This window comes from Streptomyces sp. NBC_01089, assembly GCF_045162975.1.
GTDB lineage: Bacteria > Actinomycetota > Actinomycetes > Streptomycetales > Streptomycetaceae > Streptomyces.
The window spans coordinates 7,006,809-7,020,803 of record NZ_CP108660.1 but is presented as its reverse complement, the minus strand read 5'-3'; the positions used below and the strand labels follow the sequence as shown (position 1 = coordinate 7,020,803).

Sequence of the window (13,995 nt, the reverse complement as noted above, 5' to 3'; positions counted from 1 at the left end):
GTCATGGCCGCTTCAACGAAGAACGATCGCGTCGGCACCGTGGAGACCCGGGGGATCGAACCGGTCCCCGACAGTGAACGCCATGGCCACGCGAGCCAGATGTTCTGGACCTGGTTCGCCGCCAATATCTCGCTCCTCGGGCTGCCGCTCGGTGCGACGCTGGTCGCCTTCCGCGGCCTGAACATCTGGCAGGCGGCGCTGGTCGCCGTCATCGGTTCGTTCGGCTCGTTCGCGCTGGTCGGCGCGTTGAGCATCGCGGGCCAGAAGGGCGGAGCCCCCGCGCTCACGCTGTCCAGGGCGGTCTTCGGGCAGCGCGGCAACGCGGGCCCGACCCTGATCACCTGGCTGAGCCGGGTCGGCTGGGAGACCATCACGACGACCACCGCCGCGTACGCCCTGCTCGCGCTGCTCGGGGTGGCGTTCGGGGTGCACAAGAACACGGTCCTGACCGTGGTCTGTCTGCTGGTCTTCATCGCCTGCACCCTGCTGATCAGCGGACTCGGCCACGCCACCATCATGTGGATCAACAAGTGGGCCACGGTCCTCTTCGGTGTGCTGAACCTGATCGTCATGGGCTTCCTGGTGGCGACCGTCGACTGGTCCAAGGTGCTGCACACCCCCTCGGGACCCACCAGCGGAGTCATCGCGGGCATCGGCTTCATCGCGGCGGGCACCGGCATCGGCTGGGCCAACGCGGGCGCGGACTACGCCCGCTATCTGCCGCGCTCGGTGCCGGGCTCCCGGCTGATCAGCGCCTCCGCCTTCGGCGCCGGTATCCCGCTGGTGCTGCTGATCTCGCTGGGTTCGCTGCTCACCGCGGGCGATCCGACGCTGGCGACGGCGTCGGACCCGGTCGCCGCCATCAACGCGATGCTGCCGTCCTGGATGGCGATCCCGTATCTGATCGCGGCGTTCGGCGGGCTCCTGATGTCCAACCACCTGTCGACGTACTCGGCGGGCCTCACCATGATCACGCTGGGGCTGAAGGTGCCGCGGGCCGCGGCCGTGCTGGTCGACGTCGTCCTGATGTTCCTCGGCGGCATCTACTTCATGCTGATCGCCGGTGACTTCTACGGCCCCTTCTCCACCTTCCTGACCCTGCTGGCCGTGCCGATCTCGGCGTGGATCGGGGTGATCGCGGTGGACACGCTGCGCGGCCGTACGTACGACGAAGCGGCCCTGATGGACACCTCCCGCACCAGCCGCTACTGGTACACCGGCGGCTTCCGGCTGCCGGCCGTCCTCGCCTGGGTCGCCGCGATCGTGGCCGGGCTCCTCTTCACCGAGGCGTCCACCGGCAAGGACGACGTCTGGTTCTCCGGTCCGCTGGCCGGGAGCTGGTTCGGCACCAACGGCCTGGGCTGGGCCGTGTCCATGGTGGTCGGCGCGGCCGTGTACCTGCTGTCCGGCCGCCGCTCCGCGGTGACCGCCGCCCCCGAGCCCGCCCTTGAGGAGGCCGTCCGATGAACCCCCGTCTGGTACTCGCCGGAAACGTCATCGTGGATCTGGTGATCGAGATCCCCGCCCTGCCCGAACGGGGCGGCGACGTCATCGGCTCGCACGCGGCCAGGACGGCGGGCGGCGGCTTCAACACCCTGGTCGCGGCCGGCAGGCTGGGTACGGAAGCGGTGTACGCGGGGCTGCACGGCACGGGCCCGCACGGCGATCTCGTACGGGAGGCGCTGGCCGCGGAAGGCGTACGGACCGTGCTGCCGGTCCGCGAGGACGGCGACACCGGCTTCTGTGTGGCGCTGGTGGACTCCGGGGGCGAGCGGACGTTCGTGACCAGCTTCGGGGTCGACGCCCGGCTGACCGCGGCCGAGCTGGCCGTCGTGGCCGGGCGGCTCAGGGACGGCGACATGGTCCAGCTGTCCGGGTACGGCCTGGTCATGCCGGTGAACGGCCCGCTGCTCGCCCGCTTCACCGCCGGGCTGCCGGCCGGGGTCACGGTCTGCTTCGACCCGGGCCCGCTGGTCGCCGACATCCCCGGCGAGATCCTCGGCACGGTCCTGGCGCGCGCCGACTGGCTCAGCTGCAACGCGCGTGAGGGGCGGCTGCTGACCGGTCACGAGGACCCGCGCCGGGCCGCCGCCGCCCTGCGCGAGCGGCTCGCACCGGGGGCCGGGGTGCTGGTGCGCGCCGACAAGGACGGCTGCCTGCTGGCGGCGCCCGGGGCCGAGCACGGGACAGGGCCAGGGGCGGAGCCGGTCCATGTGCCGGGCTTCCCCGTGGCAGCCGTGGACAGCAACGGCGCGGGCGACGCCCATGTCGGGGCGTTCCTCGCCCTGCTCGGCCTGGGCCTCGACCCGCTGTCCGCCGCGCGCGGCGCCAACGCGTCGGCGGCCTCTGCGGTGACCAGGCGCGGACCCGCGACGGCGCCCGGCCTCGCGGAGCTGGTGGCGTTCCTGGGCGACGACCCGCTCGCGGAACGGCTGGCCGCACTGTCCACGCGGCCCGCGCCGTCCGCCTAGACCGCCGCACCGCCCGGCCCGCACAATCGATGTAAAGACCACATAACGAGACGGGATTGCGTCGGAGTGCGCGAGCAGCGTTGCATCACACAGGTGCAGAACGAACAGGTGACCCAGGAATCCGCCGGCCCCGCCGGTCAGACCGACTCCACCGACCGGGCGGCCCGCCGCGCGGTCACGGTGTTCCCGGTACTCGTCCTGGTGGCCGGGGCGATAGGTCTCGCGTCACCGGACACCTTCGCGGGGTGGAGCGTCTCCGTCCCGTATCTGCTGGGCGTGGTCATGTTCTGCATGGGGCTGACCATGACCAAGGTGGACTTCCAGGGGGTCGCGAAGCGGCCGTGGGCGGTGGGGCTCGGGCTGGTGGCGCACTATGTGATCATGCCGGGTCTCGGCTGGCTGATCGCCCATGTCCTCGGTCTCTCCCCGCAGTTGGCGGCGGGCGTCATCCTGGTCGGCTGCGCGCCGAGCGGTACGGCGTCCAATGTGGTCACCTATCTGGCGCGTGGCGACGTGGCCCTCTCGGTCTCGGTGGCCACCGTCTCGACGGTCCTCGCCCCCCTGGTCACACCGCCGCTGACCCTGCTGCTCGCGGGCGCCTATCTGCCGGTCGACGCGGGCTCGATGATGACCGACATCCTCAAGACGGTGCTGCTGCCGGTGCTCGCGGGGCTGACGGTGCGGTTCCTGGCCGGGCGTCATGTGGACCGGGTGCTGGGCGCGCTCCCCTGGCTCTCCGCGGTCACCGTGGCGGTGATCGTCGCGGTCGTGGTCGGCGGCAGCGCGTCGGCGATCAAGTCGGCCGCGGCGATGGTGCTGCTGGCCGTGGTCCTCCACAACGGTCTCGGGCTGCTCCTCGGGTACGGAGCGGGCAAGGCGGCCGGTCTCGGGAAGCCGGGGAGCCGGGCGATGGCCTTCGAGGTGGGCATGCAGAACTCGGGGCTCGCCGCTTCCCTGGCCACCGCCCACTTCAGCCCGCTGGCGGCGCTGCCCGCGGCGATCTTCTCGGTCTGGCACAACGTGTCGGGGGCGCTGGTCGCGGCCTGGATGTCGTACCGGTCGCGCAGGGCCGGGGCGGCCGCCGAGACGGTGCGGGGTCTGCCCCGTACGGAGTAACAGCCCGGGCGGTGCGTGCCGTGGCCGCGTACGGTCCGGAGCATGCGCAGATTCCTGGTGGCAGGTGCGGTTCTGCTGGCCGTCGCCGGTTCCCTGGCGGCCCGGCCGGCCGGTGACCGTCCCTTGCCGGAGCGGCTCGCCGACACCGGCGGCGGCTCCCAGCTGATCACCGCGGAGGCCCCGTCGCTGCACTCCACCACCGGCACCCTGACCTGGTGGGACCTGCGCGGCGGGCACTGGCAGAAGACCGGCTCGGCCGCGGCCCGCTTCGGGGCGAAGGGGCTGGCCGACGGCGCGACGCGCAAGCAGGGCACGGACACCACACCCACCGGCATCTACGGTCTGCCGTTCGCCTTCGGGATCAAGGCGGCCCCCGCCGGGACCCGTTACCCCTACCGGGCGGTGACGGCGAGTTCGTGGTGGTGCGAGGACAACGCGTCCACCGCGTACAACCGCTGGGTGGACCCGCTGCCCGCCGACTGCCGAGCCGGTGATGCGGAGCAGCTGAGCAGCTTCCCGACGCAGTACGCGCGGGCGCTCGTCATCGGCTTCAACTACGCGCGGCCGGTGCACGGCCGGGGCGGCGGGATCTTCCTGCATGTCAACGGCAGTGGCGCGACGGCCGGTTGTGTGTCCGTACCTGCGGCGTCGGTCGACCGGATCCTCACCTGGGCCGACCCGGCGCGCCGTCCGCACATCGCGATCGGCACCACCTCGGGGCCGACCGCGGTGACCAACTACTGACCGGAGCTGCGGGGAAACCGGGCGGGCTCTCAGCGCGGGTTCTGCGCCAGCCGCAGCAGATGGTCGGCGAGCGCCTGGCCGCCCGCCGGGTCCCGGCTGATCAGCATCAGGGTGTCGTCCCCGGCGATCGTGCCGAGGATGTCGTGCAGTTCGGCCTGGTCGATGGCCGACGCGAGGAACTGGGCGGCGCCGGGTGGCGTACGCAGCACCACCAGGTTGGCCGACGCCTCCGCCGAGATCAGCAGCTCGGACGAGAGCCTGCGCATCCGCTCCTCCTTGGCCGACTCGCCGAGCGGGGCGTGCGGTGTGCGGTAGCCGCCCTCGCTGGGCACGGCGTAGATCAGCTCACCACCGGTGTTGCGGATCTTCACCGCGCCCAGTTCGTCGAGGTCCCGGGAGAGCGTCGCCTGAGTGACGCTCAGCCCGTCGTCGGCGAGGAGTCTGGCGAGCTGGCTCTGCGAGCGCACCGGCTGCCGGTTGAGGATGTCCACGATCCGGCGGTGGCGGGCGGTCCTGGTCTGCGGTACGGACGGCCCGCCGTGCTCGGTGTCCTGCGCCTCGTGCTCGGTCTGCTGCGCCTCGGTCATCGTCGCCTCATTCTGCGGATCACTCTTCCCCGTTGGCCTGGTCGAGAACGCCGGGCAGCGCCTGGAGGAACGCGTCCACCTCGCGGTCGCCGATGATCAGCGGCGGCATCAGCCGTACGACATCGGGGCCGGTCACGTTCACCAGGAAGCCTGCGTCCTGAGCCGCCTGCTGCACCTGGTGCGCGCGGGACTCGGTGAGCACGATACCCAGCAGCAGTCCGGCACCGCGGACATGGCCGACCAGGGGGTGTCCCAGCGCCTCGATTCCGGTGCGCAGCTTCTCGCCCGTGCGCTTCACCCGGTCGAGGATGCCGTCCGTGCGGATCGTGTCGAGCACGGCGATTCCGGCGGCGCACGCCACCGGGTTGCCGCCGAAGGTCGAGCCGTGGTGACCGGGGTGCAGCAGCTCGGCGGCCGCGCCGAAGGCCACGGTCGCGCCGAGCGGGAGCCCGCCGCCGAGGCCCTTGGCGAGGGTGACGACATCGGGGTCGACGCCCTCGTGCGCCTGGTGCTCGAACCAGTGGCCGGTGCGCCCGATCCCGGTCTGCACCTCGTCGAGCACCAGCAGGGTGCCGGTGGCCCGGGTGATCTCCCGGGCGGCCCTGAGGTAGTCGGCGGGCGGTACGACGACACCGTTCTCGCCCTGGACGGGTTCGATGATGACGAACGCGGTGTTCTCCGTGACGACCGCGCGCAGCGCTTCCGCGTCGCCGTGCGGGACATGGGTGACCACGCCGGGCAGCGGCTCGAAGCCGTTCTGCTTGCCGGGCTGCCCGGTGAGCGAGAGCGCGCCCATCGTCCGGCCGTGGAAGGCGCCCTGGGTGGCGACCATGTGCGTACGCCCGGTGAGCCGGCCGATCTTGAAGGCCGCTTCGTTGGCCTCGGCGCCGGAGTTGGCGAAGTACACCCGGCCGGCGCGGCCGAACGCCTGGAGCAGCCGCTCGGCGAGCGCGACGGGCGGTTCGGCGATGAACAGGTTGGAGACATGGCCGAGCGAGGCGACCTGCCGCGAGACGGCCTCGACGACCGCGGGGTGGGCGTGGCCGAGCGCGTTGACCGCGATGCCGCCGACGAAGTCGGTGTACGCGGTGCCGTCGGCGTCCCACACGGTGGCGCCGTCGCCGCGCACCAGGGACAGCTTCGGCGTGCCGTAGTTGTCCATCAGAGCGCCCTGCCAGCGCTGTGCGAGTTCCTGGTTGCTCATGACTCCCCCTCGGTGGCGCCAGTGGTTTCTGTCGCGGTGTCCGGCACGACCATCGTGCCGATTCCCTCGTCGGTGAAGATCTCCAGCAGGATCGAGTGCTGGACCCGCCCGTCGATGACGCGGGCGGTGGTGACGCCGTTGCGTACGGCGAAGAGGCAGCCCTCCATCTTGGGGACCATGCCGCTCGCCAGCTCGGGGAGCAGCTTCTCCAGCTGCTTCGCGGTGAGCCTGCTGATGACGTCGTCGCTGTTCGGCCAGTCCTCGTAGAGGCCCTCGACATCGGTGAGGACCATCAGGGTCTCGGCGTTGAGCGCGGCGGCCAGTGCGGCGGCCGCGGTGTCGGCGTTGACGTTGAAGACATGGTGGTCGTCGGCGCTGCGGGCGATGGAGGAGACGACGGGGATACGGCCGTCCGCGAGGAGCGCCTCGATGGCGCCGATGTCGATCCCGGTGATCTCGCCGACCCGGCCGATGTCGACGGACTCGCCGTCGATCTGCGGGAAGTGCTGGACGGCGGTGATCGTGTTGGCGTCCTCACCGGTCATACCGACGGCGAACGGGCCGTGCTGGTTGAGCAGTCCGACCAGTTCGCGCTGGACCTGGCCCGCGAGGACCATCCGTACGACGTCCATCGCCTCGGGCGTGGTCACGCGCAGCCCGGCCTTGAACTCGCTGACCAGGCCGTGCCGGTCGAGCTGTGCGCTGATCTGCGGGCCGCCGCCGTGCACGACGACCGGCTTGAGTCCCGCGTGCCGCAGGAAGACGACGTCCTGGGCGAAGGCGGCCTTCAGCTCGTCGTCGACCATGGCGTTGCCGCCGAACTTGATGACGACGGTCTTGCCGTGGTGGCGCGTCAGCCAGGGCAGCGCCTCGATGAGGGTCTGCGCCTTGGGGAGCGCGGTGTGCTTACGGGTACTCATGAGCTGTACGCGCTGTTCTCGTGGACGTAGTCGGCGGTGAGGTCGTTGGCCCAGATCACGGCCGAATCGGCGCCCGCCGCGAGGTCCGCGGTGATGGTGACCTCGCGGTACCGCATGTCGACCGTGTCGCGGTCCTCGCCGACCGATCCCTTCTTGCAGACCCAGACGCCGTTGATGGCGACGTTGAGTTCGTCGGGCTCGAAGGCGGCGGACGTGGTGCCGATCGCGGAGAGCACCCGGCCCCAGTTGGGGTCCTCGCCGTGGATGGCGCACTTCAGCAGGTTGTTACGGGCGATGGAGCGGCCCACCTCGACGGCGTCGTCCTCGGTGGCCGCGTTGACCACCTCGATCCTGATGTCCTTGCTGGCGCCCTCGGCGTCGCCGATCAGCTGGCGGGCCAGGTCGGCGCAGACGGTGTGGACGGCCTCGGCGAACTCCGCCTCGCCGGGCACCACTTCGGAGGCGCCGGATGCCAGCAGCAGCACGGTGTCGTTGGTGGACATGCAGCCGTCGGAGTCGACCCGGTCGAAGGTCGTACGGGTGGCGGCGCGCAGCGCCCGGTCCAGCACGGGGCTGTCCAGGTCGGCGTCGGTGGTGAGCACGACGAGCATGGTGGCGAGGCCGGGGGCGAGCATGCCCGCGCCCTTGGCCATCCCGCCGACGCTCCAGCCGTCCCCGCCGGCGACGGCGGTCTTGTGGACGGTGTCGGTGGTCTTGATGGCGATGGCCGCCTTCTCGCCGCCGTGCGGGGAGAGTTCGGCGGCGGCCCGCTCGATACCGGGCAGCAGCTTGTCCATGGGCAGCGGCAGACCGATGAGGCCGGTCGACGCGACCGCGACCTCGCCCGCGTTGGAGCCGAGGATCTCGGCCGCCTTCTCGGCGGTGGCGTGGGTGTCCTGGAAGCCCTTGGGCCCGGTGCAGGCGTTGGCGCCACCGGAGTTGAGGACGACGGCCCCGACGGTGCCGCCCTTGAGGACCTGCTCGGACCAGAGGACCGGCGCGGCCTTGACGCGGTTGGAGGTGAAGACTCCGGCGGCGGCCAGCCGGGGCCCGGTGTTGACCACGAGGGCCAGGTCGGGGCCGCCGCTCTCCTTGATCCCGGCGGCGATGCCCGCCGCCGTGAATCCCTTCGCTGCCGTGACGCTCACTGCATCTCCTCGTTCGCCTCTGTCCGTACGTGCCGGGCCGCGGCCCCGCCGGCGCCGCTCACGGCGCCACTCCGATCGTGGAAAGCCCTCGGTCCTCGGGGAGTCCGAGGGCGATGTTCATGCTCTGCAGGGCGCCGCCAGCGGTGCCCTTGGTGAGGTTGTCGATGGCGCTGATGGCGACGATCCGGCCGGCGGCTGCGTCGTACGCGACCTGGATCTGCACGGCGTTGGAGCCGTACACGGCGCCGGTCGACGGCCACAGCCCCTCGGGGAGCAGCTCGGTGAACGGCTCGTCCGCGAGGGCCTTCTCGTACGCGGCGCGGACCGCTTCGGCGCTCACCCCGGGCCTGGCCTTCGCGGTGCAGGTGGCGAGGATGCCGCGGGGCATCGGCGCGAGGGTCGGCGTGAACGAGACGGTGACCTGCTCGCCGGCCGCCGCGCTGAGGTTCTGGATCATCTCGGGGGTGTGCCGGTGGCCCCCGCCGACGCCGTACGGCGACATCGAGCCCATCACCTCGGAGCCGAGCAGGTGCGGCTTGGCCGCCTTGCCCGCGCCCGAGGTGCCGGAGGCGGCGACGATCACCGCTTCGGGCTCGGCGAGACCGGCCGCGTACGCGGGGAAGAGCGCGAGGGACACCGCTGTCGGGTAGCAGCCGGGAACAGCGATCCGCTTGGACCCGGCGAGGGCGGCCCGCCCGCCGGGCAGCTCGGGCAGACCGTACGGCCAGGTCCCGGCGTGCGGGGAGCCGTAGAACCGCTCCCAGTCCCCGGCGTCCTTGAGCCGGAAGTCGGCGCCCATGTCGACGACCAGGACGTCGTCACCGAGCTGCTCGGCGACGGCGGCGGACTGCCCGTGCGGGAGCGCGAGGAACACCACGTCGTGGCCCGCGAGGACGTCGGCGGTGGTCGGCTGGAGCACCCGGCCGGCCAGCGGCCGCAGATGCGGCTGCAGGGCGCCGAGCGTCTGCCCCGCGTTGGAGTTGCCGGTGAGCGCACCGATCTCGACATCCGGGTGGCTCAGCAGCAGGCGGAGGAGTTCCCCGCCGGCGTATCCGCTTGCCCCTGCCACCGCTGCACGTACCGCCACCGAAACCTCCTCGTCGATGGCATGACTATACGCATCGCTGCACTTTTATGCAATGAGACCGCCGGGGCCGGGCACCGGCTGGTGTGACTGAGCGCGGTACTGCGGCATACCGATCCCGGATCGCGGCCGACAAGCCGCCTCGATCGCGTCGCGAAGGCGGGGCCCCGTCGTCGAGGCTGCCGACGAGACCGAGCGGCGAGCAGGATTGGGCAGAGTGCGGGGGGGTCCGGCAAGGCGTCGGATGAGTTGCAGCATTGCCGACCGGCTGCGGCGGGCATGAGCAGGGCCCCGACACCCGGAGCAAGGGCCCCAGGCGGTCAGGGGCGCATGCCCCACAGGAGGAAACGGTGCGTTCGCCCGGTGCGCCTCAGGCCGGGCGGGCGGCGGACCGGAGGCCGTCCATCAGGAGGTTCAGCAGTCGACCGGCCTTGGCTTCACGCTCGGGCCGGGGGGCCACGGTGAAGATGCCGATGAGAGCGGCGGCGATGTCGTCGGCGGTGACGTCGGAGCGGAGGTCGCCTGTCGCGCGGCCGGCGTCGAGAATCGTGGTGATGGCCGCCAGCAGCTCATCTCGGGTCTGCGTATGGGCGATCTCGCCCGACTCGATCATCGCGAGCAGCGTGTCGAGCATGCCGTTCTTGGTCGCGATCCAGTCCCCGAACAAGTCCATCCAGCGTCGCATTGCCGCAGCCGGGGGCAGCTGGCCGAGCAGCTCGCGGGCGCCGGTCGTCAGCCGCACGACCTGGTCCCGGTAGACCGCATCGACCAGCGACTCGCGGGTGGGGAAGTGCCGGTAGAGCGTGGCGATGCCGACCCCGGCCTCGCGGGCGATCGCACGCATCGACGGCTCGGCGTCAGCCGCCACGAACACGCGGGTCGCCACCGCGAGCAAGTGGTCGCGGTTACGGGTTGCGTCTGCCCGTGGTGCGCGTATCTCCGACTCAGCCAAAACGGATCACGCTCCGGTTCGTGTTACGGTCGCTCATGTAAACGGAGCATAGTCCGTTTCAGTCGAGGAGAAGGCACACATGCAAGAACAGAGCAATCAGCCGGCCGCGGAGAGCAGGGCGGTCCGGCTCGATTCATTCGGCGGCCCCGGAGTGCTGGACGTCCGTGAGATTCCCACTCCGCAGGCCGGTCCGGGGCAGGTTCGTGTGCGGGTCACTGCGGCCGGTCTGAACCCGATGGACTGGTTCATGACCGCCGACGCGGACACCGCCGCCCGGTTCGGCTTGAGCCTTCCGACCGGGTTCGGGACCGACTACGCGGGGGTAGTCGACCAGGTCGGTGAGGGGGTGACCGGCTTCGCACCTGGCGACCGGGTGTTCGGGGGCGCCCTGTCCCGCGCAGTCGCCGACTTTGTGGTGATCGACCCGGCCGGGGAGATCGCGGCGAACGAGACTCATCACACCCCCGACGGTGTCGACGACCGCACCGCCGCCACCCTCACGATCGCCGGCCGCACGGCATCCGCCGCTCTCGCTGTGGTCGACCCCGGCCCGGGCGACACGGTGCTGATCGGCGGCGCGGCGGGCGGGGTCGGGGTGTTCGCTGTCCAGCTGGCCCGGATCGCCGGGGCGCGCGTGATCGGAACGGGGTCGGCGACTTCGGCCGATTTCCTGCGCGATCTCGGAGCCGAGCCGGTCGCCTACGGCGACGGCCTGATCGACCGGGTCCGGGCCCTCGCTCCCGGCGGTGTCACCGCTGCCCTCGACCTGCACGGGACGGACACGGTGCACACCGCAAGGGAACTCGGAGTCCCGGACGGCCGCATCTGCACCATCGCCGGGCAGGTCGACGGCGTGCAGGCGGCCAACGGCGCGAACGCCGCTCCCGGCGCCCTGGAAGAGATCGCCCGCCTGGTCGCGGCGGGCGAACTCCGGGTGCCTATCGCGGCGAGCTTCCCGATCGAGCAGATCCGCCCCGCGGCCGAGCTCCAAGCCGGCCGGCACGTGAAGGGCAAGCTCGTCATCGACCTCTAGATCAAGGCCGTCGTGTGGATGAACGCGATGTCGTCACACGGGCAGGTCGCCCGGCTCGGCCCAGGGAAGCGTCGTGCACAGCCCCGACGCCGCCGGGCTTCGAAGCTGGTGACAGTTGGAGCGAAGACTGGGCGAAGGTGTCAGCAAAGAACGACCTTTTGGTGTCAAGCACAGCGAACAGACCGAGCCGAAGAACCAGCCCGGCCGCTCGCCGTTTCAGTTGGCCGGACGGGCCAAGTCGAGCGCTCAGTCACAGCTGGTAAGACTGAGTTTTTGAGCTGGCCCGTGAGCGCTTGAGTCGGCCCGGGTGAGCGTCGGGAGTGGCCCCGAGATCACTCGGCGAGCGGGTCCCCGCCGTCGATCTCCTGGGCCAGCTTGTCTGCGTACTCGGTGAGGAGTTGCCGCAGAGCGGCGTAAGGGGGGCCAGGATCAGGGCGTCAGGCGAGCTGGTACCAGGTGGTGGGGCGCTGGGCGGCCCATGTTGGTCGGATGTGTTCGGGCTGGGCCTGTTCGAGGGGTCGGGGTGCGAAGAGGTGTTCCCCGGCGGTGACATGGGCCCAGATGAAGGTGGAGGCGACCTGGCGTTTCCGGTCGTCGAGGACGGACGCTTCCCGGAGATTTCAGGGAGGCCGGCGGCCGGCTCCCTCCACGTCTCTTCGGGGAGCACCCCGTCGCTCAGGATGTCGCGACGCCGCTGGTAGTCGGGAAGCTGATCGGCGATCTCGTGCAGACGGGTGCCGAGCTGGCGCTCACGGGCCGGCTCAACAACTCAGTCTCAGACGAGGAGCGCTGCTGAGAGCCCGTCATGAGCCCGGACTTTCGCACAATGCAAGTCTCAGAAGGGGTCCGCCCCGCTTGTGAGTGAGAACGGTTTCTGAGAACGAATCCGGGATCGGCGGGGGTCCGGTGGCCCGTGATTGATCTTGCTCGCCCAAAGGACCGTTTGCGAGAACAGCAGTCAGGGCGATGCGTGCGGGACTTCCCGGTGGAGCACGGCTGCGGGCGCGGTCATGTCGAGCAGGAGCATGGCGTCGTGGTCGGGTGTGCCGGGTTCGGCGGTGTAGACGCCGATGCGCTGGCCGGGGGTTCCTTCCAGCTGCATGGACTGGGAGGTGAGCGTGAGGGTGCCGACCCGGGGGTGGTGGAAGGTCTTCTGTGCGGGCTTGCGTCCGTTGACTTCGTAGCGTTCCCACAGCCGGGCGAAGTCGGGGCTCTTGAGGAGGAGCTCGCCGACGAGGTTGGTCAGGTCTGGGGCGTCGGGGGCGGTGCCGGCGACGGCACGCAGGCGGGCGACGCAGGCGGTGATCTGGCGGTCCCAGTCGGTGAAGAGGTCGCGGGCTGCGGGGTGGAGGAAGAGGTAGCGGGCGAGGTTGCGGTGTTTGGCCGGCCAGTCCTCCAGTCCCGCGTGCAGGGCGAGGCCGCCGGTGTTCCAGGCCAGCATGTCCATGCTGCGGCTGATGACGTACGCCGGGTTCGGCCGCAGTGACTCCAGCACCAGTTTCAGGTGGGGGCGCACGGTGCCGCTCGGGGCCGGCGGCGGTTCGGAGACGCAGCGGGCGGCACGCGCGGCGAGCTCGCGCAGGTGCTGGTGTTCCTGGTCGTCCATGTGCAGGGCGCGGGCGAGCGAGTCGAGGACGGCGGGGCTGGGGCGGGTCTCCTTGCCGCGTTCCAGGCGCACGCAGTAGTCGATGCTGATGCCGGCGAGGGTGGCCAGCTCCTCGCGGCGCAGGCCGGGGGTGCGGCGGATACCGGCGCCGACGGTGAGACCGACGTGCTCGGGGCTGGTCTGGGTGCGGCGGGCGCGCAGGAACCGGCCCAGCTCGGCGCCCTCGCTGTACGTGCTCTGGGATGCCATGACTCCAGTTTCACCCGGTAGGCAGCCGCGCCGCAGGCAGCAGGGGGCCCTGCCGTTACCCCTGAAGAGCCCGCCCTGCCACACCCGAGCAATCCGGGCGAAGGTGAATGAGGAAGACGCCGGCCTCTTCGCTCCCGCCCGGACTTCGACGGGCACGGCCTGCCGGGCCGGGCAAGAGTGAGAGACCAGGCGACACCATGATCGGAAGAGGGGTGAGATGCGGTACATCAAGCTGCGTGACCTGGAGGTTTCCCGGATCGGGCTGGGCGCGATGGGCATGTCCCACGGCTACACCGGCTCCCGCACCGACGACGCGGAGTCGATCCGCACCGTGCACCGAGCCCTGGAGCTGGGCGTCACGCTGATCGACACCGCCGAGATCTACGGCCCCTACACCAACGAGGAACTGCTCGGGCGGGCACTGAAGGACCGCCGGGACAAGGTGGTGCTGGCCACCAAGTTCGGCCTGGTCTCGCACGGCGGCGACGGCGCGTGGAACCTGGACTCCAGCCCGGCCGACATCCGCACCCGCCGTCGAGGGCTCCCTCAAGCGCCTGGGCACCGACCACATCGACCTGTACTACCAGCACCGCGTCGACCCGAACACGCCGATCGAGGAGACCGCCGGCGCGGTGAAGGAGCTGATCGCCGAGGGCAAGGTCCGCGCCTTCGGGCTCTCCGAGGCCGGCCCGGACACCATCCGCCGGGCCCACGCCGTCCAGCCCGTCACCGCGGTCCAGCTGGACGGCACCATCACCCCCGGCCGCGTCTTCGACCAGGAATTCACCCTCGAACGAGCACCGGACGCCTACCGGGCCATGGCCGACCGACAGGTCCTCAAGTCCCTCGTCCGCCCCTGACCACCCGTACAGCGAAGGACA

General features: G+C 71.2%; 12 protein-coding genes and 1 pseudogene. 6 read left to right on the top strand and 7 right to left on the bottom strand.

Annotation, left to right across the window (positions count from 1 at the left end):
* Nucleotides 1-3 precede the first annotated feature (3 nt).
* From OG510_RS31580 to OG510_RS31565, 4 genes are all read left to right on the top strand, one after another.
* Entirely contained in the window at nucleotides 4-1,467 is a 1,464-nt protein-coding gene (locus OG510_RS31580) for a purine-cytosine permease family protein (RefSeq protein ID WP_406141274.1), read from the top strand.
* On the top strand, nucleotides 1,464-2,471 hold the full coding sequence (locus OG510_RS31575) for a PfkB family carbohydrate kinase (protein ID WP_406141273.1): 1,008 nt from the start codon (nucleotides 1,464-1,466) through the stop codon (nucleotides 2,469-2,471). Before OG510_RS31580 ends, OG510_RS31575 begins: the two co-directional genes overlap by 4 nt.
* A 93-nt stretch (nucleotides 2,472-2,564) precedes the next feature.
* On the top strand, nucleotides 2,565-3,587 hold the full coding sequence (locus tag OG510_RS31570) for a bile acid:sodium symporter family protein (protein WP_406141272.1): 1,023 nt from the start codon (nucleotides 2,565-2,567) through the stop codon (nucleotides 3,585-3,587).
* A gap of 42 nt (nucleotides 3,588-3,629) precedes the next feature.
* Nucleotides 3,630-4,331 (top strand): L,D-transpeptidase, encoded by a 702-nt coding sequence (locus OG510_RS31565; protein WP_406141271.1) that lies wholly within the window; start codon nucleotides 3,630-3,632, stop codon nucleotides 4,329-4,331.
* Between the two features lie 29 nt (nucleotides 4,332-4,360).
* Here OG510_RS31565 and OG510_RS31560 read toward each other — a convergent pair whose 3' ends face one another.
* From OG510_RS31560 to OG510_RS31535, 6 genes are all read right to left on the bottom strand, one after another.
* Nucleotides 4,361-4,918, bottom strand: coding sequence for an arginine repressor (locus OG510_RS31560; RefSeq protein ID WP_266858807.1), 558 nt, complete (start codon nucleotides 4,916-4,918; stop codon nucleotides 4,361-4,363).
* A 19-nt stretch (nucleotides 4,919-4,937) separates the two neighbouring features.
* Complete coding sequence (locus OG510_RS31555) at nucleotides 4,938-6,122, bottom strand: acetylornithine transaminase (protein WP_406141269.1); 1,185 nt, start codon at nucleotides 6,120-6,122, stop codon at nucleotides 4,938-4,940.
* The gene (gene argB / locus OG510_RS31550) at nucleotides 6,119-7,042 is read right to left on the bottom strand and encodes an acetylglutamate kinase (protein WP_164264686.1); all 924 of its coding nucleotides are present in this window, start codon (nucleotides 7,040-7,042) and stop codon (nucleotides 6,119-6,121) included. Before argB ends, OG510_RS31555 begins: the two co-directional genes overlap by 4 nt.
* Complete coding sequence (gene argJ, locus OG510_RS31545) at nucleotides 7,039-8,190, bottom strand: bifunctional glutamate N-acetyltransferase/amino-acid acetyltransferase ArgJ (protein ID WP_406141268.1); 1,152 nt, start codon at nucleotides 8,188-8,190, stop codon at nucleotides 7,039-7,041. Before argJ ends, argB begins: the two co-directional genes overlap by 4 nt.
* 58 nt (nucleotides 8,191-8,248) lie before the next feature.
* The gene (gene argC, locus OG510_RS31540) at nucleotides 8,249-9,277 is read right to left on the bottom strand and encodes an N-acetyl-gamma-glutamyl-phosphate reductase (protein WP_406141267.1); all 1,029 of its coding nucleotides are present in this window, start codon (nucleotides 9,275-9,277) and stop codon (nucleotides 8,249-8,251) included.
* A gap of 367 nt (nucleotides 9,278-9,644) precedes the next feature.
* Nucleotides 9,645-10,211 carry a TetR/AcrR family transcriptional regulator gene (locus OG510_RS31535; protein ID WP_406142652.1) on the bottom strand — a complete coding sequence of 189 codons (567 nt, stop codon included), beginning with the start codon at nucleotides 10,209-10,211 and terminating at the stop codon, nucleotides 9,645-9,647.
* 94 nt (nucleotides 10,212-10,305) lie between these two features.
* On the opposite strand from OG510_RS31535, the gene OG510_RS31530 reads away from it, so the two are divergent.
* Nucleotides 10,306-11,259: an NADP-dependent oxidoreductase gene (locus OG510_RS31530; protein ID WP_406141265.1), complete on the top strand. Its 954-nt coding sequence runs from the start codon at nucleotides 10,306-10,308 to the stop codon at nucleotides 11,257-11,259.
* Nucleotides 11,260-12,217: 958 nt separating this feature from the next.
* Here OG510_RS31530 and OG510_RS31525 read toward each other — a convergent pair.
* Nucleotides 12,218-13,114 (bottom strand): helix-turn-helix transcriptional regulator, encoded by an 897-nt coding sequence (locus OG510_RS31525; RefSeq protein ID WP_406141263.1) that lies wholly within the window; start codon nucleotides 13,112-13,114, stop codon nucleotides 12,218-12,220.
* Nucleotides 13,115-13,331: 217 nt separating this feature from the next.
* Here OG510_RS31525 and OG510_RS31520 point away from each other — a divergent pair.
* Nucleotides 13,332-13,854 (top strand): annotated as a pseudogene (locus OG510_RS31520) (aldo/keto reductase); the annotation flags it as partial.
* Between the last annotated feature and the right edge of the window lie 141 nt (nucleotides 13,855-13,995).

Excerpts from the sequence above, each read along its gene's own strand:
- OG510_RS31565 (WP_406141271.1), top strand. The coding sequence starts at position 3,630 with ATGCGCAGATTCCTGGTGGCAGGTGCGGTTCTGCTGGCCGTCGCCGGT.
- OG510_RS31530 (WP_406141265.1), top strand. The coding sequence starts at position 10,306 with ATGCAAGAACAGAGCAATCAGCCGGCCGCGGAGAGCAGGGCGGTCCGG.
- OG510_RS31555 (WP_406141269.1), bottom strand. The coding sequence starts at position 6,122 with ATGAGCAACCAGGAACTCGCACAGCGCTGGCAGGGCGCTCTGATGGAC.
- OG510_RS31580 (WP_406141274.1), top strand. The coding sequence starts at position 4 with ATGGCCGCTTCAACGAAGAACGATCGCGTCGGCACCGTGGAGACCCGG.
- OG510_RS31560 (WP_266858807.1), bottom strand. The coding sequence starts at position 4,918 with ATGACCGAGGCGCAGCAGACCGAGCACGAGGCGCAGGACACCGAGCAC.
- OG510_RS31575 (WP_406141273.1), top strand. The coding sequence starts at position 1,464 with ATGAACCCCCGTCTGGTACTCGCCGGAAACGTCATCGTGGATCTGGTG.
- argB (WP_164264686.1), bottom strand. The coding sequence starts at position 7,042 with ATGAGTACCCGTAAGCACACCGCGCTCCCCAAGGCGCAGACCCTCATC.
- OG510_RS31525 (WP_406141263.1), bottom strand. The coding sequence starts at position 13,114 with ATGGCATCCCAGAGCACGTACAGCGAGGGCGCCGAGCTGGGCCGGTTC.